Genomic DNA, 19112 nt, shown 5'->3' with positions numbered 1-19112 from the left:
GCGGATAGGAGATGAGGATGAATCAAGACTATCGCTATCTGGCCGTTGCGGACCCCAGGAAACCGCGTTGGGGCCGGCGCCTGGTGCAACCCATTCTCTACGCGGTGGTGCGCACCCTGAGCCGCACCACCATCGAGGGGCTGGACAACCTGCCGGCGCAGGGGCCGGTCATTCTCATTTTCAACCACATCCACGCCATTGACCCGTTCGTGACGGTGGCGCTGCTGCCGCGCTATGGCGTGCCGATTTCCAAGATCGAAAACTACGACATTCCGCTCTTTGGCGCGCTGATCCGCTGGTTTGGGGTCATTCCGATCCGTCGCGGGGAGGTTGACGTGCGGGCCATCAAGGCGTGCGAGGCGGTGCTGGCGGCCGGTCATGTGCTGCTGATGGCGCCGGAGGGGACGCGCAGCAGGGATGCCAGCCTGCAGGTGGGCAAGGAGGGGTTGGCCTTCGTGGCGCGCAAGAGCGATCCGGTCATCGTGCCGGTGGCAATCACCGGCTCCACCGCGCTGACCGCGTCCTTCAAGCGCCTGCGGCCCGTTCCTGTGCATCTGCGCTACGGAACGCCGTTTCGTTTTCGCTGGCCCGAAGGCAAACTGACGCGTGAGCATCTGCGGCTGCAGACCGACGCCGCCATGAGCCGCGTGGCCGGTCTGCTGCCGCCGGAGATGCGCGGGGTCTATCGCGATCCGCAGCCAGAATGGGAGACGTGGCTGCGGCTCGCGGCATAGATCGGTGCGAGTTTTTTGGACAGGATTGACAGGATGAACAGGATTTGCAATTGCTGGTTAAGCCTGCTTGTCGGGGGTGCGGCGTCCGATGCGTGGGGCGCGCGGCTCGGTGCCGTTGAGCAGGCGTTTGATGTTGGGACGCAGCGCCAGGACGACGAGCAGCGCGGCGGCGATGCCATACCAGACGTAGACCCACGAGGTCAGCCCGGCGGCCGCGCGCAGGGCAAAGGTGATGGGAATCACAGCGGCAATCACCAGTGAGGTGACGGAAGCGTAACCGACGACGAAGACGCCAAGCGGCACCATGGGCACCAACCATAGGGCCGAGAGCGGCCAGAACACCATACAGGCGCCGATGTTGGGCGAGGTACCGGCGCCGCCCTTGAAGCCCATGAAGAGCGACCAGTTGTGACCGGCCACGGCGCCCAGGCCGGCGATGGCTTCGATCTCCGGTACGCCGCCGCTGAGCAGCCGCACGATAGCAACGGCCGCCAGGCCCTTGAGCATATCGCCGATGGCTGTTATGACACCGGCGCCCAAACCACCAGCGCGCATGGCATTGGTGCCGCCGGTGCGTCCACTGCCCACGGTACGCACATCCACTCCACGCATGGCTCGCACCACCAGGTATCCCACGGGAATCGAGCCAAGCAGATAGCCAATCACGGCTGCCGCTGCCACCATCGTTGCTGACATTGAATTCTTCCATCCTTGATTTTACTGTACTACCACAGCATAACACCGTTTGCCCAAGTGAGTTGCGGCGTCAGAATTCCTTCTCATATCCCGCCAGCGTCAGCTCTGCCGTGCGCTGCCAGGTGAATTGACGGGCACGCGCCAGGCCGGTCTGTTGCAACGTGGTGCGCAGGGCGCCGTCGGTCAGCAGGCGCCGCAAAACGGCCGCCATCTCATCGCTGTCAGCCGGATCGAACAGGACACCGGCATCGCCGCCCACCACCTCCGGCAGGCTTGAGGTGTTACTGCACGCCACCGCCACCCCACAGGCCATCGCCTCGATCACCGGTAGGCCATAGCCTTCGTAGAGCGAGGGCAGGATGAACACCTCTGCGCCGCTGTACAGGACCGGCAGATCGGCCTCGCTGACCGCGCCCAACACCAGGATGTCGTTTTGCAGACCCGCCTGGGCAATGGCGGCGCGGATGCCGACGTAGCGCGGGTCTTCACGACCGGCCAGCACCAGGCTCACCCCGGCGGCCGCAGAAGGCGCCGCTTCCTGCGCCTTGAGTTTGGCCCAGGCCTCCACCAGGCGCAGCAGGTTCTTGTGCGGCTTGTTGGCGCCCAGGAAAAGCACGTAGCGCGGGGGCAGGCCCAGGCGCCGGCGCAGGGCGTGGATGGCGTCCGCAGATGCGGGCCGGAAGCGGCCATCGGCCGCGGCCGGCGTGACGGTGATGCGGCCGGGATCAACGCCGTACACGCGCTGCAAATCGGCCGCGGCCGAGGTTGACAGGGTCAGGATGTGCGCCGCGCGGGCCAGGGCCAGGCGGGTGGTGATCTCAAAGACGACGCGGTGAAGCGCGGAGGGCAGGTAGGCCGGGTACAGGTGGGAGATGATGTCGTAGATCGTGACGATCGCCCGGCGCCGGCTGAGATAGGGGAAGATGTAGTAGGGAAGTGAACCAGGTCGCCGGGCGGCAGGTCGCGGGGCAGGGTGATCTGCTCCTGCGGGGAGAAGATGGCCTGCGAAACGGCGTGCAGGGTCACGTTGGGCCGGCGCGCCAGGCCGGTCACGTCGAAGCGGGTGTTCGCCCCCTGGGCCTGCGTCAGCAAAGTGAAGCGCCAGGTGGGCGCGGCCTCAACCAGGGCCTGGGCCAGGTGAAAGGTGTAGCGGCCGATGCCCGGAAAATGGTCCTGCACGGTGCGCAGATCGAGCACGATGATAGGCGTTGTCGTGGTCATGGGATCCATCCTGTCAGGCATCGACGGCCGGCAGCAGGCGCAGCAGCAGCGCCAGGGCCAGGCGGTCGAGCGGGCCGTAATGCCGTTGGTAGAAGGTGCGCAGAGAGGCGTAGTAGGCCGCGGGCGCGCGGCGGTTCTGCTTGAGCGACTGCCCACCCAGGTGAACCACGCGGCTGGCCGGTTCGCGCCACACCTCCCAACCGGCCTGACGGCTGCGCAGGCACCAGTCGTTGTCCTCGAAATACATGAACATCGCCTCGTCCAGGCCGCCGATCTGGCTGAAGACCGCGCGCCGCGCCAGCAGGCACGCGCCGCTGACCCAGTCCACGCGCGCGGCCTGCGCTGCGCCCCAATCGTGCAGCGGCCCCGCGTGCAGCAGACGCCTGAGGTTGCGGCGCAGCAGGTAGGCCACCGTGGGATCGCCGCCGAAGCTGTAGGGCTGCGGCGCGCCGTCCGCCAGAACCAGCGCAGGGCCGACGATGCCGGCCGCCGGATGCGCGTGCAGGAATTGCACCAGCGCTGCCAGCGATCCCGTATCCGGTTCGGTGTCCGGGTTGAGCAGGAGCAAGAAGTCGCCCTGCGCCCGCGCCAGCCCCTGGTTGTTCGCTTTCGCATAGCCAGGATTGCTATCGTTGTAGAGATAGGTCACGGCCGGAAACGCGGCGCGCACGGCCTGCTGGCTGCCGTCGCCGGACGCGTTGTCCACCACGATCGTTTCCCACGTCAGCCCAGCGCACGCGGTCGCCAGCCGCTCCAGCGTGCGCAGCAGCAGCGGCCCGACATTCCAGGTGACGATGATCACCGACAGCGTTGGTTGTTGCATCATTCGCTTCTTTCTTCCCCCCTTCTCCTCTCCGCCCCGCGGAGAGGAGAAGGGGCCGGGGGTTGAGGTGAGGCTCCCCTACCCTTCTCTTCAGCCGGTGGCTCCCCTACCCTTCTTCAGCACATCCCTGAACACCGCCGCCAACTGCCCGGTCAACTGGCGGCGCTCAAACCGCAGCTGCGCGGCGGCAAACCCCGGCCACACCGCGCCGGCCTGCTGACGGGCCGCGAGTTCGTGTAGCGTGCGTTGGATGGCGGCTGCATCATCAGGCGCCACGGTGAGACCCAGGCCGTACTGCGTCACGATGGCGGCCGCGGCGTTGTCCGCGGCCAGGGCCAGGATGGGGACGCCCGCGCCGATGTAGTCGAACAGCTTGAGCGTGGCGACGCTGCGCTGGCCGGGCGCGGTGATGAGCAGCAGCCCGTCCGCGTCGAGCTGCGCCTGGTGCGCCTCACGCCGCGGCACGGCCGGCCGGAAGCTGACGACGCCCGTCAGGCCGTGGCTGGCCGCGGCCGCCTGTTCAGCCGGGCTGGTGTCGCCGATCACGATCACCTGCAGCGGGATGGCCGGCTGCGCATGCACGAACTGCGCCAGGCCCGCAAAGAAGGCCGCGGCCGAGGTGCCCTGGCGACTGGCGGAGAGCGCGCCGGTGTAGACCAGGCGAAAGACGCCGTCCGCCTGGCGTTGGCGCTGCAGACCCTGGAACTCGGCCGCGTCGAAGCCGTTGGTGATGGTGTGGATGCGCCCGGCCGCGGCCGGGTAGCGCGTCCGCAGGTCATCGGCAATGGGGCCGGTGGCAGTGACGATGGCCTGCGCAGATGCGATCACGCCGGCTTCCAGGCGATGCTCGACCGCCCGTCGCCAGGCGGCCTGGCGCACGGCCGGGTTGGGCGGCTCGAACAGCCAGCCGTCGCGCAGGTCGGCCACCCAGGGCAGGTGATGGCGGTGCGCCAACCGCCGGGCGATCAGATGCGCCGTTTCGGGCGGCGATGTGCTGAAGATGAGCGCCGGGCGCTGCTGTGCGATCACGCGGCTGCCCAGGCGCACGGCCGGCAGCAGCCAGCCCAGCTTGGTGTCGGGCGTCATGATCTGGTCGCGCAGCCGGCCGAGCAGGCTCTGACTGCTCAGCGTCGCCACGCGGAACTGCGCCTCCTGCGCCACGTCCGCGGCGGCCCGCCCGCGCAGGCCGCTGAACAGCGTATGCACCAGGTCATGGGCGCGGAAAACCCCCTGCGCCGCGTCCGTTGCCTGCCCGCCATAACGCCCCGTGGTCAGAATCAGCGGCCGGAAGCCAAACGCTGGCAAGTAATGGGCGAACTTCACGATCCGCTCCGCCCCGGCCGATAAAATCGGCGGGTAATCATGCACCACGATCAAAACCGGTTGCATTCCCTACTCCATAAACCGCCGCAGCCACAGTTCGGTGTTGAACCAGCGCCACAGGAGCAGGCGATGGTCGGCCTGGCCGCTCTGATGCTCCTGAAAAACCTGGTCAACGACGGCCGCGTTCCAGTAGGGGCGCTGGCGGAAGCGGGCGCTGGCGAAGATCTCGGTCATGAGCGGCCGCAGCGTCGTGCGGAACCAGGCCGCCTCCGGGGTGCCAAAGGCCATCTTATCCTGGCGCTGCGTAATCGCGGGCGGCAGCACATCGGCCAACGCCCGGCGCAGCAGCCATTTGGTCTCGCCGTCGCGCAGCATGAAGCGGGCCGGCAGCGCGAAGGCGAATTCGACCAGCCGATGATCGAGAAAGGGCACGCGCGCCTCGATGCTGAAGGCCATCGAGTTGCGGTCCTCGTAGTGCAGGAGTGAGGGCAGATGCAGGGTGGTGAGATACTGGTACATCTGGCGGCGCAGCGGATCACGATAGGGCGCGGGCATCTCCAGCCAGGGCTGCGGGTGTGCGGCCAGGGCCGGCCCCAGCCAGGCCGGCCGCGTGCGGCCGCGGCCCACCTGGATAGCGCTGCGCAGGGCCGCGGGCAAGGCCAGCCCCAGCGCGCCGGTCAGCAGGATGCGCGGCGGCACGCCATGGCGACCGCGAAAGCCCGCCAGTGTACGGCTCAGCCCGGCGAAATCGGCGCGGCGCAGGAGATTGGCCCACAGGCCGGAGAAGAAGGGATGATAGCCGCCCAGAATCTCGTCGCTGCCCTGGCCGTCCAGCATCACCTTCATGCCCTCATGCCCGGCCAACTGCATGACGCACCACTGCGCCACGATGCTGGTGGAGCCAAACGGCTCTTCCTGGCGCCAGATCAGATCGGGCAGCAGCGCGCCCAGTTCCTCGGCCCGCGGAAAGGCGAAAGAAGCCTGCGCGCCGGTCTGGGCAATGACCTCACGCGCAAAGCGGCGCTCATCGAAGGCCGGATCGTCGAAGCTGGCGGTGAAGGTGCGCTGGCGCTCGCCGATCATGGCCCGATCAACCCCCTCCGCGTCGAGCAGGCGGGCGATGGCGCAGACGATGGCCGACGAATCGAGTCCGCCGCTCAGACAGGTGCCGATGGGCACATCGCTCTGCAGATGCAGGCGCACCGAGTCGAAGAACAGCTCGCGCAGGCGGCCGATCGCGGCCTGATCGCTCAGGTTGTCCAGGCGCTGATCGGGGTCCAGGTCCCAGTAGCGCTGGATGGTGATCTGGCCCTGGCGCACCACGAGCCGATGGGCGGGCGGTAATTGGCGAATGTCGGCAAACATCGTTTCGGCCGTGTGATCGAGGTAGCCGTAGACCAGGTAATCATAGAGGCGATCATCGTTGGGCCGGCGGGGCGTGGCCGGGTCGGCCAGCAGCGCCTTGATCTCCGAAGCAAAGATGAAGCGCTCCGTGTTGGTATGGTAGTAGAAGGGCTTGATGCCGAAGCGGTCGCGGGCCGCGAACAGCCGCTGGCGCGCCTCGTCCCAGAGCGCAAACGCGAACATGCCATCGAAGTGTAGCACGCAGTCGTCGCCCCACTGTTCGTAGGCGTGCAGGATCGCCTCGCTGTCGCTGCGCGAACGGAAGATGTGGCCGGCCGCCTCCAGTTCGCTCACCAGGCTGCGGTAGTTGTAGATTTCGCCGTTGAAGACCAGCCAGAGGGTGCCATCCTCGTTGGTCATCGGTTGATGCCCGGCCGGCGAGAGATCAAGAATTGCCAGGCGGCGGAAGGCCAGCCCGGTCGGCCCATTCTGGTAGAGGCCCTGATCGTCCGGGCCGCGGTGACGCAGCAGGTGCGCCATCTGTTCGAGCTGCGCCTGCGCCACGGGCTGTTGATCGCTGCGGCAGACGCCGGCAATTCCACACATACTTTAGCTCCTCGCCGTTGGCAGTGCTGCGTAGAGTTCGAGCAGACGCTGCGCCTGCCGCTCCCAGTTGTACTCCCCACGTGCGGCCGCCAGCCCGGCCGTGCGCATGGCGGCCTGCCGCGCGGGCGCTTGCAGGATGTCGTTGACTGCCGCGGCCAGCGCCGCGGGCGTGAGCTGCGCCACCGTCACCCCGGCGCCGGTGGTGCGCGCCACGCGGCCGATCTCCGGCCAGTCGGTTGCCACGAAGGGCAGGCCGGCCATCATGTACTCGAACAGCTTGTTGGGCATGGCAAAGCGGTCGTTCTTGTTGTGCCCGGCCAGCAGGATCATGCCCACATCGGCCGAGGCCGTGGCTGCCAGCAGTTGACCGGCCGGCAGCGCGTCGAGCATGAAGACGCGGGCCTGCAAGCCCAGCCGCGCCACTTCCTGGCGAACCGCTTCCTGGTAGGTGCCCAGGTTGAAGCCCAGGAAGACGAGCACGACCGCGGGCGGCAGCAGCGGCATGGCCTGCACCAGTTCCAGCAGGTGACGGTCGGGCAGGACTGCGCCTTGCAGGAGAATGATGCGCTGCTCGGCCGCCAGCCCCAGGCGCTGGCGTAGATAGGACGAGCCGGCCGTCATATCCTGGTAGCGCGGGGTGTTGAGCACCAGGGTTGGCGTGGCGATGCCGTAGCGGGTTGCCAGTTCGGTCGCGATGGACTGGCTGACCGTAATGACCGCCGCGGCACGACCGATCAGGCGGCGTTCCAGGCGGGCGAAGTTGCGCTGCGCCAGCGTCTGTTTGACGCGGTTGGGCCAGGGGATGCTGGCCGCACCCGGCCCCCGCGTCATCTGATCCACGAACAGCTCATGCGCATCGTAGACCAGCGGCGCCCGCCAGCGCTGCGCCAGCGTCGCGGCTGCGGGCAGCGTGTCCAGATCATGCGCATGCACCACGTCGCTGCGCTGATCCGCGGCCGCGGCCAGCAGACTGCCGCCGCCGCCCCAGCGCCAGAGATCGGCCGCGTGACCGGCCGCGCGACGCCAGCCGGTCGCGGCCTGCCAGGCGGGCGGCGCCGCGGCCACCGCGGTCAGCCCGGCGGACGCCTCCCAGCCCAGGGCCGGGATGTCGGCCGGCCGGATGGCGCTGACCACGGTCACGCGGCAGCCCGCGGCGGCCAGGGTTTCGGCCTCGCGGCGCACCCGGTTATCGTGCAGCAGATCGCTGGTGACCAGCATCAGGATGTGGGTCATGGCTATTTCAGCAACGTCGTGATGAACTTGAACAGCGCGGTCGGTTCCACCGACTCCTTGTTGCCCACGATTTGCACAGCCAGCGCGCCGACGCAGTTGCCGATGAAACCGATCACCTCGGCGGGCAGGCCGGCCGCAACGCACGGCGCGGTCACGGCCAGGTAGGCATCCCCGGCGCCGATGGAATCCACCACCTCGTTGGTGAAGACCGGCACGTCGGCCATGCCCTCCTCATGGCGGTAACTGACGGAACCGTGAGTGCCCAGGGTCACGTTGACGGTTGCCGCGCCCACCTGCCGGGCAAGGCGCGGAATCAGATCACGCACGGGCGTCAAGCGGTCGCGGCGCGGCCAGGCGCAGCTCCTCCTGGTCAATGCACACATAGTCCGCGCGCGGGTAGTTGGAGATGACGTTGTAACCCAGGTTCAGGCTGTTGGCCTGGGTGTTGACGGCCAGGAAGCGCGCGGATGCCGTCACCAGCGCGATGGTCTCGCGATCCAACATGCCATGCCCGAAGTCGGTGACCAGCACCACGTCATAATCGGCGATGACCGCTTGCAGGTGGCCGCGCAAGTCGCTTTGCTGCGCGGCCGGCAAATAAGACTCGTTCAGGTAGCAGACCTCGAACATCTTGGAGATCAGGAAGGGGTCCACGAAGCGGCGTTTGACGATCGTCGGCGCGTCGTCGCGCACGATGAAGTGCGCAGTCACATTGGGCTTGAGGTGGCCGCGAATGAACTCCTCATAACTGTTGGGCGCGCCGAGCACCGTGACCAGGTGTACATCATGGCAGAAGCCGGCCACGTGGTTGGCGACGGCCAGCGAACCGCCGGCGTAGGTTTCCTCATATAGAAAGCGCGAGGTCAGCGTGGCCGATTTGGAGGCCTTGCCCACGGCCTTGCAGTAGTGGTACTCGTCAATGATCGCATCGCCGATGACCAGCACCCGCAGCGGCTGCAGCGCCTTGAGCATCTCGATCACCTGGCCGGCGCTGTAGCGCTGGCGGAAGTCGCGCAGGAAGGCATCGGCCTCGGCCGAAAAAACATCGAAGTAGTTGTTGAGCAACTGCGTGGAACTGAAGGTGATGTCGTCGGTAAAGGCCAGGCGGCCTCCGACCGTTTCCACCGCCTGTTCTTCGTCGTAAATTTTGCCGGTCAGGTCCTGTTCACGCTGGGCGTACTCGCTGCCTTTGACATACAGGTCAGGGCGCAGCCGGTGAATGGTGTTGACCGCGGTCGGCCACTCGTTGATGGCGACATAATCCACGCTGGCCAGCGCGGCGATGGATTCAGCGCGCAGGCGTTGGTTGAAGACCGGCCGCCCTGGCCCCTTGTTGACGAATTCATCGCGGGTCAAGGTGACGATCAGCACATCGCCCAGGCGCCGCGCGGCCGCAAAATGGCGGAAATGACCGGGATGCAGCAGATCGAACACGCCGTGGCAGTGTACGATCACCTTGCCCTGCTGCTTGAGCGCCGCGCTGATGGCGGCCAGTTCATCCACGGTCCGGATCTTGTCGTCAGTGTGTACGCTCACCGCTCGCCTCTCTCGCTGTTACCCCAGATACTGAAACCACTCGCGCGTGGCCGCCTCGATCCCTTCGGCTGTCCACACCGGCGCCGCGCGCCAGGCGTCAATCACCTGCAGCATGGCGGCCACCCCGGCTTCGAAGCTCACAACCGGCTGCCAGCCCAGCAGCCGCTGAATCTTGCCAATGTCGGCAAAGGTGCAGTCGGGTTCGCCTGGCCGCTTGGGGATGTAAGTCACCTCGCCGCCCAGCAGCTCCACCAGGCGGTTGACGCTGTAAGTGCTGCCGCTGCCGACGTTCAACGCTGCGCCGGTCAGCTCGGACGCCGCGGCCGCCACGCAGGCCGCGGCCACATCGGTGACGAAGGTAAAATCACGCGTCTGTGTGCCGTCGCCCACCACGGTGAAGGGCTGACCGGCCAGCTTTTGCGCCAGGAAGACGCCAAACACCGCGCCATACGTCCCGGAGGTGCGCGAGCGCGGGCCGTAGACGTTGAAGAAGCGCAGCGCCACGGCCGGCAGGTGATAGACCTGCGCCCAGTGCATGACCATCTGCTCGCCCAGGTATTTGGTCAGCGCATACGGATACTGCGGCCGGATCGGCGCGGTCTCCGGCGTGGGGTAGTGATCCGGGATGCCGTAGCAGGAGGAGGACGCGGCGTAGACAAAGCGCTTGACGCCAGCCTGGCGCGCGGCCTCCAACACACTGGCGGCGCCATCCACGTTGGCGTGGTGATAGTCCAGCGGCCGCTGGATCGAAGGCACGATGTCGGCCAGCGCGGCCAGGTGAAAGACCCACTCCACCCCGTCGAAGAGCGGGCGGATGGCCTCATAGTCGGCCACATCCACCTGGCGCAGCTTCAGGCGCGGGGAGCCGCTGCAATGGGCCAGGTTGTCAGGCCGGCCGGTGCTGAAGTTGTCGAGCACCATCACCTGATGCCCATCGGCCAGTAAACGATCCACCAGGTGGCTGCCGATGAAGCCGGCGCCGCCTGTCACCAAACAGTTCATAGGTTTACCTCATGCTCGCCATTCGATGTCACTGCGCAGGATACGCTGCGGTACGCCGGCCACCAGGGCGTGGGGCGGCACCTCGCCTTTGACCAGCGACCCCCCCCCCCCCCCCCCCCCCGCCCCCCCCCCCCCCCCCCTGCCCCCCCCCCCCCCGCGGGGGCGCCCCCCCCTCGTGCGTGTTCCCGCCCCCCCGGCGCCGCGCGGCTTCCCCCCCAGGACCGCCGCGGTGCTTCCCCGCCCCCGTTCAGGTGGTGGGCAAAAAGGAGGTGGCCCCCGCCCCCGCCGCCGCCCCTTCCCCGGGACGCCGCCGGCCCCCCCCGCGGGCGCCGCAGCCCCCGCCCCCCCCCCCCCCCCCCCCGGCCCCCCCCGCCCCCCCGCCCCCCCCCCCCCCCGCCGCCCCCGTCCCCCCGCCCCGCCCCAGCCCCCGCCCCCCCGCCGGTCCAGGGCGAGCGAGGCCCCGGCGCGGTGGTGGTGGGGCCGCCGGGGGGGCGGGGCCCTGGCCGGTTGGTTGGGGGTCTTGGCAAGCCGCCGGCTGGGGCGCTGACGTTAGGATGCCGCGCCAGCCGTTGACTGGCAAAACGCGCGGCCAGCAGGTTCAGCAGACCGCCGTAGCGCGCCGTCTCACGCCTGAGGTTGCCCACAGCCGGCCGGGTCATGCGCCGCCGCCCGCAGCCGTGATGCGAATGGCCCAGGCCACGCCCTTGCGCCATTGCTTCTCGAACCACTCGAACTCGCCCGCATGCTGCGCCTGAAACTCACGCCAGACCGGCAGCAGGCGATAGCTCTCCGGGCCAATGTCATCGAAGATCAGGATGCCGCCGGGCGCGACCAGGTCAGCCACGTTCGCCAGGTCGCGGCCCGCCGTTGGCACATCGTGGCCGCCGTCCACCAGGACGTAATCGAACTGCGCCTGCGGATGCTGCCGGCGCCACGCGGGCACGGTTTGCGTCGAGTCACCGCTGACGAATTCTACCAGGGAATCGGGGATTGCCATCAGTTTGAGGTTGGCGCGCACCGCGCGCGGTGAGCCGATCTCGCGCCAGAGATCGCAGCAGACGACGCTGATGCCGTCGAAGCGATGGTAGGCGCTCAGAAGCTGCACCAGGCTGCCGCCATTGCGCGTGCCGATTTCCAGGATGCGCTTGGGCTGCAGACGCAGACCCGCCCAGACGATCACCTGGTAGGTCTCGAAGAAATAGGGCTGATCGGCCAGGCGCAGCAGTTCTGCGTAGTACGGGTCTTTGCGGTTGTGCGACGCCAGCAGGCGCACATTGTTGAGCACCATGCCTTTGAGTAGTTCCATCTCCTGCAGCATGGCGGTTCGATCCCAGGACATAACAACTCCTTCTTACGATGATGATGCCGGCGGGGACGTCGCGGGACGCAGGGCGCGCCGTACAAAGGCCATGCCTTCCAAAATGGGTGACCGGGTCAAGGTCAGGAAAGTGAGCACGCTGAGCAGGCCGCCGCCCGCGACGCCGGTCCACAACGGCCAGCCGGCCGCGGCCGCGCCCCAACGGCTGCCCACCAGGATCGCGGCCATCAGGCTGGTGGCGAGGACGAGGCGCCGCAGCCCGCGCCAGGTCTCGCGCCAGCGCAGACCAATCTGGCGATACAGATAGCCGATGTAGAAAGGCGCCTGCAGCATCCACACCGCCAGCAGCACCAGGGCGACGGTGGTGACGTCGGCGCCGGTCATGCCCAGCACGAGCAAGGCCGGCACGGTCAGCACCAGGCGAAACAGGTTGAACCACAGCGCGGCCGGCGCCCGGTTGATCGCCAACAGCGCGGGAGACACCAGGGTGCCCAGGCCGCGCATGAAACTGTACGCGGCGAAGAGCTGAAACGCGGGCACGGCCGGCCGCCACTGCTCGCCAAACAGCCACGGCACCAGCGGATCGGCCAGGCCGATCAGCAGGACGTGCAGCGGAAAGACGATCAGGCAGATGAACTCTGTGCTCTGCAGATAGGCGCGGCGCAGGCGTTCGCGTTCGCCCTGCAAGCGGCTGAATGCGGGGAAGAAGACCACGCCGAGCTGCGCGACCGTCAGATTGAAAGGCTGCCGCGCGCGCTCGAAAGCGAAGTAGTAGTGCCCAAACGTGGTCGGTGTCCAGAAACGCGGCATGATCAGGTAATCGCTGTTGTCACTGAAGTATTGCACCAGGTTGGAACCGAGCAGCGCCAGGCCAAAGGTGCTGATCTGGCGGATCTCCGCCCAGCGAAAGCGCAGCGCGGGCCGGTAGGCGGTCAACCAGAAGGCGCCCAACGCCACGGCCAGGTTGCTGCCGATGCTGGGCAAAATCAGCGCCCAGTAGCCATAGCCCAGCCAGGCCGCGGCCACGCCCAGACCCGCCGAGATCACGCCGGCCGCCAGGGCAACCAGGTTGATGGCCCGAAAACGCATGGCGCGCTGCAGGAGCGTATTGGGGACCGTGCCGATCATGCCGATGACCAGTCCCAGCGCCAACCAAAGCAGGGTTGTCTGCAGCGCGGGCTGCTGATAAAAACGGGCCAGGATGGGCGCTGCCAGGGCCACCCCGCCCGCGACGACCACCCCGGCCGCCGATGTCAGCCAGAAGACCGAATCGCAGGCCAGGTCGGTCAACTCCGGTCGTTGGATCAAGGCCTGGGCAAAGCCTTGCGCGGTCAGCACGTTGAACAGGGCCATCATCGAGAGGGCCAGGCCGCCGATGGCGTAATCGGCCGGCGTCAGCAGGCGGGCGACGATGACGGCCGCGGCCAGGATGATCGCCTGGCGCAGCAGGGTGCCGCCCACGCTCCACGTGGCGCCGGCCACGACATGCAGCCCCAGGCCCGATTCTGGCAGGGCCTGGGGGGCTGCGGCCGGCGCGATTTCTGGCGCAATCGCCGGCGGCGTCTCAGGCATCGGCTGCTCCTGGCAGCGGCCCACGATCGTAAAAACTGCGCACCTGTTCCACGACATACGCGGCCTGCGCGGCCGTCAGCTCAGGGTAGACCGGCAGGCTGACGATGCGGCCGGCCTGCGCCATCGTGACCGGAAAGTCGGCGGCGCGATAGCCCAGGCCGGCCGCGGCTGCCTGCACGTGAATCGGCGCCGGATAATGAATCGCGGCGCCCACGCCGGCCGCGGCCAGGTGCGCGATCAGGGCATCGCGCGCCTCCGCCTGCACCACGAAAGTGTGATAGACCGCGTACTCGAACGGCCGATCCAGCGGCGTTTGCACCACATCGGCGAGCTGCTCCTGGTAGAAGCGGGCGTGGGCGCGGCGCGCCTCGGTCCAGGCAGGCAGCAGATCGAGTTTGACCAGGAGCATGGCGGCCTGCAGGGTGTCCAGGCGTGAATTGTGACTCCAGACCGCGCAGTCCTCGCGCGAGCGCAGGCCGATGTTGCGCAGCATCTTGAACTGCTGCGCCAGGCCAGCGTCGTTGGTGGTGATGACGCCGCCGTCGCCGCACGCGTTGAGCGTCTTCAGCGGGTGCAGGCTGAAGCAGCCGACATCGCCCAGCGACCCGACGGGCCGATCGTGCGTGCGCGCCAGCACCGCTTGCGCGCAATCTTCGACCACGCGCAGGTCATGGCGCCGCGCAATGTCCAGGATGGCATCCATGTCGGCCGGCCGGCCGGTCAGATGCACCGGCAGGATGGCGCGCGTGGCCGGGGTAATGGCCTCTTCGATGCGGTTGGGATCCAGGTTGTAATCAGGCCCGACATCCACGAAGACCGGCCGCGCGCCCAGCACGCCGATGCAGGACGCGGAAGCCACGAACGAGTTGGGCGCGGTGATCACCTCATCGCCGGGGCCGACGCCCAGCGCCTTGAGCGCCAGGATCAGGGCATCGGTGCCGGAATTGACGCCGATGGCAAAACGCACGCCGCACAGCGCAGCGAAACGCGCCTCGAACTGCTCAACCTCCGGTCCCAGGATGAACTGGCCGTGATCGAGCACGCGGCCCACCGCGTCCAGCAGCGCCGCTTTCAGGGGCTGGTGCTGCAAAGGTAAATTGACATAAGGAACGATCATGGCGCTCATTGGAGGTTGATGGCCTGCATCATCTTGATGTTGAAATAGCGGGGCGCGGTCATCGAATCGGGCAGCTTGCCTGCGCGGAAAGCGGCGACCAGGTCGCGCACCGCTTCTTCGATCGTGTGCTGCGGCACGAAGCCCAGCTCGCGTGCAATTTTGGCCGACGACACATGGTAGGAGCGGTTGTCGTCGGTCGGCACGGTTTCGATCGCCACCCGGTCGAAACCCACGATGGTCTGCACCATCTGCGCCAGTTCGCGCACACGGTGATTCTCGAAGCCGGCGTTGAAGACCTTGCCGGCAATCTGCGCCGCGGGCAGTTCCAGCAGCAGCAGATAGAGATCCACCATGTCCTGGATGTGGATATTGGGCCGCAGTTGCTCGCCGCCGAAGACCTTGATCTTGCCGGTGTTGACCGCGTGGTTGGTCAGGATGTTGACGATGACATCCAGGCGCTGGCGCGGCGCGTAGCCGCAGACGGTGGCCGGGCGAATGATCACGGTCGTAAAACCAGGCGCCTGGTAGCGCAGCAGCACTTCTTCACACAGCGCCTTGTACTTGGAGTAGTCGGTCAGCGGCTCCAGCGCCATCTCCTCGTTGACATCTGGCTCGTCCTTGACCCCGTAGACGCTGGAGGAAGAGGCGTAGATGAAGCGCTTGACGCCGGCCGCCTGGCTGATCTGCACCAGCGGCTCGAACGCGTCGAAGTTGATGGACTTGCCCAGGTCAGGGTTCAACTCGAAGCTGGGGTCGTTGGAGATGCACGCCAGGTGGATCACCGCGTCGCAGCCGGGCAGCGCCTGGCGCAGGAGCGCCTGATCGCGCAGGTCGCCCTGGATCAGTTCCAGGTTCGCATCGCGCTTGATGCTGTCAAAAACCTCTCTGCCATAGATGAACAGGTCAAGCACCTTGACCCGGTAACCTCGACTGAGCATCTGGGGGACCAGGGCGCTGCCGACATAGCCGGCGCCGCCCGTCACAAACACGGTCTGCATAAAAATGATTCCTTCCACAGAACAAGAATCCTGTACATCCTGTTCATCCTGTCCAAATCGGCCTGCAGGGTGAGCAGTTACCTTTCTTGATCGAATGCGCGGGCACGCCGGCCACGACATCGCCGGCCGCCACATCGCGAATGACGACCGCGCCCGCGCCGACGATCGCGCCGGCGCCCACGCGCACATCCGGGATGAAAACCGCGCCGATCCCCACGAAGACATCCTGCTCCAGATGCACGCGCCCGGCCGTATGCACGCCCGGCGACAGGTTGACGCCGTCCTCCAGCACGCAGTCATGGTCCACGGTCGCGGCTGTGTACAGCGTGACCGCGTCGCCCAGCCGCGCCCCGGGCATGACGATCACGCCAGGGCAGATGCAGACGCCCGCGCCGAGACTGACGTCCGGCGCCAGGTGGGCCGTGGGATGGATGGCGTTGATCGGGTCCAGGCCGGCCTGCCGAATCATCTGCACCCAGGCGCGGCGCTGCGCGTTGGACGCCACCGCGCCGATCGCGCCGGTCACGCCCAGGCGCTCACGCAGCTCGGCCAGGCGCTCGACGCCGCCGATAACCGGGCGCCGGCGAATGACCTGGCCCCACTTGGCCGGGTCGTCGTCCAGGAAGCCGGCAACCTCTATCCTCTGCGCGTCGAGGATGTCCAGCACCACGCTGGCATGGCCGTTGGCCCGCGCACCGAGAATGACGACGCTCATCACTCCTCCAGGCTTCCGAAGTTCCGGGGGCCTCGGAAGTGCTCAATCCAGCAATGCCTCGTAGAAGCGCCCCAGCCGCGGCGCCTGGTAGGCCAACGTCGCGGACACGTGGACGGGGTATGGCGCCTGACGGGCGGCCGGCAGCAGGTTAGCCAGCTCATCCAGGTGATGCACGCTGATGGCGCGGCCGTAATGGCGCACCAGGCCGCGTTGATGAAAGCCCTCATGGATAATCACCGGCAGCCCGGCCTGAATGTAGTCGAACAGCTTGTTGGCCGTCGAGTAGTGTACTTTTGCCTGCGTATTTTGTCCAGTCTGATCGTTGATGCCAGGGCCAAAGATGTGCAGCGCGAAATCGTACTGGGTCAGGGCCTGCATCAGGGCCGGATAGGGCAGCGGTTCATGCAGATGAAAAAAGGCGTTCACCCGGCTTTCGGCGATGTACGCGGCGAAGAAGGTCTCGAACGGCAGCTGGGGGTCGCGGTTGGCCGGGTAGATGTGCAGATGAAAGCCAAACTCAGCCAGGCGCCGGCCAACCGCCAGGTACTGCGCATAGCCATGCGTGGCGCTGGAGAAGCGATCCTCCGGCCAGACACCGCCACAGTAGACTATGTGAATCCCTGATTGCGCGGCCGCCGCCGGCGCACGTGGAGCGGGAAGTTCCAGGCAGTATTCGGGAAAGTAGATCATGGCCGCGGCAGGCGATAGCCAAACTGGCGTTTGAGGATCTGCGGCTCCAGGCTGCGCGCACACAGGCCGGCCGCGTGCTCGAGCAGCCAGCGCTCGGCCCACAGCTCCAGGCGCAGGAAGCGCGCTGGCCGCGGCGCGTTGAACATGCCGCGCCAGACATCGTAGGGGTCATAGACCAGCGGGCAGGGCGCCAACCAGGCCAGCGGCAGGAAGAAGAGGTTGTCGCCATGCACAAACAGGTGGATGGCGTCTGCGTGCTGCGCGGCGACCTGCTCCAGGATGTCGCGATAGTCGTGGAAGGTCAGCACCTGCTCGAAGGCGGCTTGCAGATCAGCGGCCTGATCCGCGGCCTGACCGGCGGTCGCTAACCGCGTCAGCAGGATGGGGCGATGGCCGGCCAGGCGCAGGGCGCGGCCGATCTTGATCTCCCGCGCCGTGACCTGCTGCGTGACCAGGGCAAGGGTCAGGGGCCGGTCGGTCGCCGCGGCGCGGCGTCTGCGCAGCAATCGCCGCGGCCGCCAGCGAACCGCGGCCGCGGCCAGGCGCAGGCCGTAGCGCAGGGCGCGCAGCGGTTGGCTCACAGAGTGCCTCGTTCGAGCAGGCGCACGATCCTCTCCGCGGCGTGACCATCGCCAAAGACGGGCGGGGGCGGCGTGGTGGGCCAGGGGCGTCGGGCCGCCTCGATCACCTGCGCCGCGTCGCCCCAGGCCAGGCGGTTCCAGCCGGCGTCCACGGTTTCCACCCATTCGGTCTCCGGCCGCACGGTGATGCAGGGCACGGCAAAGCAGTAGGCTTCTTTCTGCACGCCGCCCGAATCGGTGACGATCAAGGCCGCGGTTTGCTCCAGCGCCAGCATGTCCAGGTAGCCGATGGGGTCGAGCGCGATCACGTTGGCGGGCAGGGTCAGGCCGGCGCGGGCCAGCGCGGCGCGGGTGCGGGGATGAACGGGAAAGACGACCGGCATCGCCAGGCCGGCCAGCGCGGTCAGGATGACAGCCAGGCGGGCCGGATCATCGGTGTTGTAGGGGCGGTGGATGGTGGCAAGCGCAAAACTCCGCGGGCGCAGATGCAGGCGGTCGGCCAGGGTGGAATGCTGCCGCGCCAGCGCGCCATGCTGCTGCATGGCGTCCACCATCACATCGCCCACCAGGAAGACCCCGCGGGTGATGCCCTCCGCGGCCAGCAGGTTGACGGCGGTTTGGGTGGGGCAGAGCAGCAGGTCGGCGCAGTGGTCGGTGAGCACGCGGTTGTGCTCTTCGGGCATGGCGCGGTTGAAGCTGCGCAGGCCGGCCTCCACGTGCGCCACCGGGATTTGCAGCTTGACCGCGGCCAGCGCGCCGGCCAGCGTGGAATTGGTGTCGCCGTAGACCAGCACCCAGGCCGGTTTTTCGGCCAGCAGCGCTTCTTCGATGCGTTGCAGCATCTGCCCGGTCTGCCGGCCGTGCGGCCCGGAGCCGATGCCCAGTTCGTAGTCAGGCCGCGGGATGTGCAGTTCGTCGAAGAACAGGTCGGACATCTCGCGGTCGTAGTGCTGGCCGGTGTGGATGAGGATTTGCTGGTGCTGACCGGCCAGGGCCTGGCTGACCGGCGCAGCCTTGATGAACTGCGGTCGCGCGCCGACGATGGTGACGATCTTCAAGGAGTTCGACCTGTCACAATCGTTCTTCCGCGAACTCGTCGGCGCTGACGTCACGGACGTATTTGGCGGGCGATCCCATGACCACGGTGGCAGGCGGGACGTGCCGCGTGACGATGGAGCCGGCCGCGACGAAGGCTTCCGCGCCCACTTCGATGTTGGGCAGCAGGGTGACGTTGGCGCCGATGCGCGCGCCGCGGCGGATGGTGCAGCCGCCCCGTTCCTGGAAGCGCTTATCGGTGCGGCCCATGTAGTTGTCATTGGTGGTGACCACGCAGGGCGCAATGAAGCAGTGATCTTCGATCGTCACCCAGGCACAGAGATAGACGCCGGTCTGCAGCTTGGTGTAATCGCCAATCGTCACCTCGTTCTCGATGGTGACATGGCTGCCGACGATGACGAAGCTCCCGATCTGGCAGCGGTCACGCACGAAGGCATGGTCGCCGATCATGGTTTTTTCGCCGATGGTGGTGCCGTTGTAGACGACCGCGCCCGTACCGATAATGCAGTCCGCGCCGATCTGCAGGGGCGGCAGGTTGGGTGGCGTC

At 67.4% G+C, this 19112-nt stretch carries 20 protein-coding genes; 1 reads left to right on the top strand and 19 read right to left on the bottom strand.

Annotated features, from left to right (window positions below; all coding sequences use genetic code 11):
- The first annotated feature begins 17 nt into the window (after window positions 1-17).
- On the top strand, window positions 18-734 hold the full coding sequence (locus tag IPF85_RS27455) for a lysophospholipid acyltransferase family protein (RefSeq protein WP_343411236.1): 717 nt from the start codon (window positions 18-20) through the stop codon (window positions 732-734).
- A 57-nt stretch (window positions 735-791) separates the two neighbouring features.
- Here the strand turns inward: IPF85_RS27455 and IPF85_RS27450 are convergent, their stop codons facing one another.
- From IPF85_RS27450 to IPF85_RS27360, 19 genes are all read right to left on the bottom strand, one after another.
- Window positions 792-1430 (bottom strand): glycerol-3-phosphate acyltransferase, encoded by a 639-nt coding sequence (locus IPF85_RS27450; protein WP_343411235.1) that lies wholly within the window; start codon window positions 1428-1430, stop codon window positions 792-794.
- A gap of 70 nt (window positions 1431-1500) precedes the next feature.
- Window positions 1501-2169, bottom strand: coding sequence for a glycosyltransferase family 1 protein (locus IPF85_RS27445; protein ID WP_343411234.1), 669 nt, complete (start codon window positions 2167-2169; stop codon window positions 1501-1503).
- 35 nt (window positions 2170-2204) lie between these two features.
- Window positions 2205-2651 carry a hypothetical protein gene (locus IPF85_RS27440; protein WP_343411233.1) on the bottom strand — a complete coding sequence of 149 codons (447 nt, stop codon included), beginning with the start codon at window positions 2649-2651 and terminating at the stop codon, window positions 2205-2207.
- Between the two features lie 13 nt (window positions 2652-2664).
- Window positions 2665-3477 (bottom strand): glycosyltransferase family 2 protein, encoded by an 813-nt coding sequence (locus IPF85_RS27435; protein WP_343411232.1) that lies wholly within the window; start codon window positions 3475-3477, stop codon window positions 2665-2667.
- A gap of 87 nt (window positions 3478-3564) precedes the next feature.
- The gene (locus IPF85_RS27430) at window positions 3565-4863 is read right to left on the bottom strand and encodes a glycosyltransferase (RefSeq protein WP_343411231.1); all 1299 of its coding nucleotides are present in this window, start codon (window positions 4861-4863) and stop codon (window positions 3565-3567) included.
- A 3-nt stretch (window positions 4864-4866) separates the two neighbouring features.
- The gene (gene asnB / locus IPF85_RS27425; protein ID WP_343411230.1) at window positions 4867-6747 is read right to left on the bottom strand and encodes an asparagine synthase (glutamine-hydrolyzing); all 1881 of its coding nucleotides are present in this window, start codon (window positions 6745-6747) and stop codon (window positions 4867-4869) included.
- Window positions 6748-6750: 3 nt separating this feature from the next.
- Window positions 6751-7980 carry a glycosyltransferase gene (locus IPF85_RS27420; RefSeq protein ID WP_343411229.1) on the bottom strand — a complete coding sequence of 410 codons (1230 nt, stop codon included), beginning with the start codon at window positions 7978-7980 and terminating at the stop codon, window positions 6751-6753.
- A 2-nt stretch (window positions 7981-7982) separates the two neighbouring features.
- Window positions 7983-8306, bottom strand: a complete 324-nt coding sequence (locus IPF85_RS27415; RefSeq protein ID WP_343411228.1) for a PfkB family carbohydrate kinase — start codon at window positions 8304-8306, stop codon at window positions 7983-7985.
- The gene (locus IPF85_RS27410) at window positions 8299-9516 is read right to left on the bottom strand and encodes an adenylyltransferase/cytidyltransferase family protein (RefSeq protein WP_343411227.1); all 1218 of its coding nucleotides are present in this window, start codon (window positions 9514-9516) and stop codon (window positions 8299-8301) included. Before IPF85_RS27410 ends, IPF85_RS27415 begins: the two co-directional genes overlap by 8 nt.
- A gap of 18 nt (window positions 9517-9534) precedes the next feature.
- The gene (locus IPF85_RS27405) at window positions 9535-10518 is read right to left on the bottom strand and encodes an SDR family oxidoreductase (RefSeq protein WP_343411226.1); all 984 of its coding nucleotides are present in this window, start codon (window positions 10516-10518) and stop codon (window positions 9535-9537) included.
- A 655-nt stretch (window positions 10519-11173) separates the two neighbouring features.
- Complete coding sequence (locus IPF85_RS27400; protein ID WP_343411225.1) at window positions 11174-11857, bottom strand: class I SAM-dependent methyltransferase; 684 nt, start codon at window positions 11855-11857, stop codon at window positions 11174-11176.
- Window positions 11858-11869: 12 nt separating this feature from the next.
- The gene (locus IPF85_RS27395; protein WP_343411224.1) at window positions 11870-13408 is read right to left on the bottom strand and encodes a lipopolysaccharide biosynthesis protein; all 1539 of its coding nucleotides are present in this window, start codon (window positions 13406-13408) and stop codon (window positions 11870-11872) included.
- On the bottom strand, window positions 13401-14525 hold the full coding sequence (locus IPF85_RS27390) for a DegT/DnrJ/EryC1/StrS family aminotransferase (RefSeq protein WP_343411223.1): 1125 nt from the start codon (window positions 14523-14525) through the stop codon (window positions 13401-13403). The genes IPF85_RS27395 and IPF85_RS27390 overlap by 8 nt, the downstream gene beginning before the upstream one ends.
- A 5-nt stretch (window positions 14526-14530) precedes the next feature.
- Window positions 14531-15523 (bottom strand): NAD-dependent epimerase/dehydratase family protein, encoded by a 993-nt coding sequence (locus IPF85_RS27385; protein ID WP_343411222.1) that lies wholly within the window; start codon window positions 15521-15523, stop codon window positions 14531-14533.
- A gap of 43 nt (window positions 15524-15566) precedes the next feature.
- A complete protein-coding gene (locus tag IPF85_RS27380; protein ID WP_343411221.1) occupies window positions 15567-16238 on the bottom strand; it encodes a NeuD/PglB/VioB family sugar acetyltransferase in 672 nt (223 codons plus the stop codon).
- A gap of 42 nt (window positions 16239-16280) precedes the next feature.
- Window positions 16281-16928, bottom strand: coding sequence for a hypothetical protein (locus IPF85_RS27375; RefSeq protein ID WP_343411220.1), 648 nt, complete (start codon window positions 16926-16928; stop codon window positions 16281-16283).
- On the bottom strand, window positions 16925-17509 hold the full coding sequence (locus IPF85_RS27370) for a hypothetical protein (RefSeq protein WP_343411219.1): 585 nt from the start codon (window positions 17507-17509) through the stop codon (window positions 16925-16927). Before IPF85_RS27370 ends, IPF85_RS27375 begins: the two co-directional genes overlap by 4 nt.
- Window positions 17506-18567 carry a UDP-N-acetylglucosamine 2-epimerase (non-hydrolyzing) gene (gene wecB, locus IPF85_RS27365; RefSeq protein ID WP_343411218.1) on the bottom strand — a complete coding sequence of 354 codons (1062 nt, stop codon included), beginning with the start codon at window positions 18565-18567 and terminating at the stop codon, window positions 17506-17508. Before wecB ends, IPF85_RS27370 begins: the two co-directional genes overlap by 4 nt.
- A 13-nt stretch (window positions 18568-18580) precedes the next feature.
- Window positions 18581-19112: DapH/DapD/GlmU-related protein (locus tag IPF85_RS27360; protein ID WP_343411217.1), on the bottom strand; the 532-nt coding region annotated here is incomplete at its 5' end.

The organism is Candidatus Amarolinea dominans, from assembly GCF_016704685.1.
Taxonomy (GTDB): Bacteria; Chloroflexota; Anaerolineae; order SSC4; family Amarolineaceae; genus Amarolinea; species Amarolinea dominans.
This window is presented reverse-complemented; position numbering and strand designations above follow the sequence as displayed.

Bases quoted from the DNA above. Each gene is read 5' to 3' on its own strand.
- IPF85_RS27455 (WP_343411236.1), top strand. From the start codon at position 18: ATGAATCAAGACTATCGCTATCTGGCCGTTGCGGACCCCAGGAAACCG.
- IPF85_RS27450 (WP_343411235.1), bottom strand. From the start codon at position 1,430: ATGTCAGCAACGATGGTGGCAGCGGCAGCCGTGATTGGCTATCTGCTT.
- IPF85_RS27440 (WP_343411233.1), bottom strand. From the start codon at position 2,651: ATGACCACGACAACGCCTATCATCGTGCTCGATCTGCGCACCGTGCAG.
- IPF85_RS27435 (WP_343411232.1), bottom strand. From the start codon at position 3,477: ATGATGCAACAACCAACGCTGTCGGTGATCATCGTCACCTGGAATGTC.
- IPF85_RS27430 (WP_343411231.1), bottom strand. From the start codon at position 4,863: ATGCAACCGGTTTTGATCGTGGTGCATGATTACCCGCCGATTTTATCG.
- asnB (WP_343411230.1), bottom strand. From the start codon at position 6,747: ATGTGTGGAATTGCCGGCGTCTGCCGCAGCGATCAACAGCCCGTGGCG.
- IPF85_RS27420 (WP_343411229.1), bottom strand. From the start codon at position 7,980: ATGACCCACATCCTGATGCTGGTCACCAGCGATCTGCTGCACGATAAC.
- IPF85_RS27405 (WP_343411226.1), bottom strand. From the start codon at position 10,518: ATGAACTGTTTGGTGACAGGCGGCGCCGGCTTCATCGGCAGCCACCTG.
- IPF85_RS27400 (WP_343411225.1), bottom strand. From the start codon at position 11,857: ATGTCCTGGGATCGAACCGCCATGCTGCAGGAGATGGAACTACTCAAA.
- IPF85_RS27395 (WP_343411224.1), bottom strand. From the start codon at position 13,408: ATGCCTGAGACGCCGCCGGCGATTGCGCCAGAAATCGCGCCGGCCGCA.
- IPF85_RS27390 (WP_343411223.1), bottom strand. From the start codon at position 14,525: ATGATCGTTCCTTATGTCAATTTACCTTTGCAGCACCAGCCCCTGAAA.
- IPF85_RS27385 (WP_343411222.1), bottom strand. From the start codon at position 15,523: ATGCAGACCGTGTTTGTGACGGGCGGCGCCGGCTATGTCGGCAGCGCC.
- IPF85_RS27380 (WP_343411221.1), bottom strand. From the start codon at position 16,238: ATGAGCGTCGTCATTCTCGGTGCGCGGGCCAACGGCCATGCCAGCGTG.
- IPF85_RS27375 (WP_343411220.1), bottom strand. From the start codon at position 16,928: ATGATCTACTTTCCCGAATACTGCCTGGAACTTCCCGCTCCACGTGCG.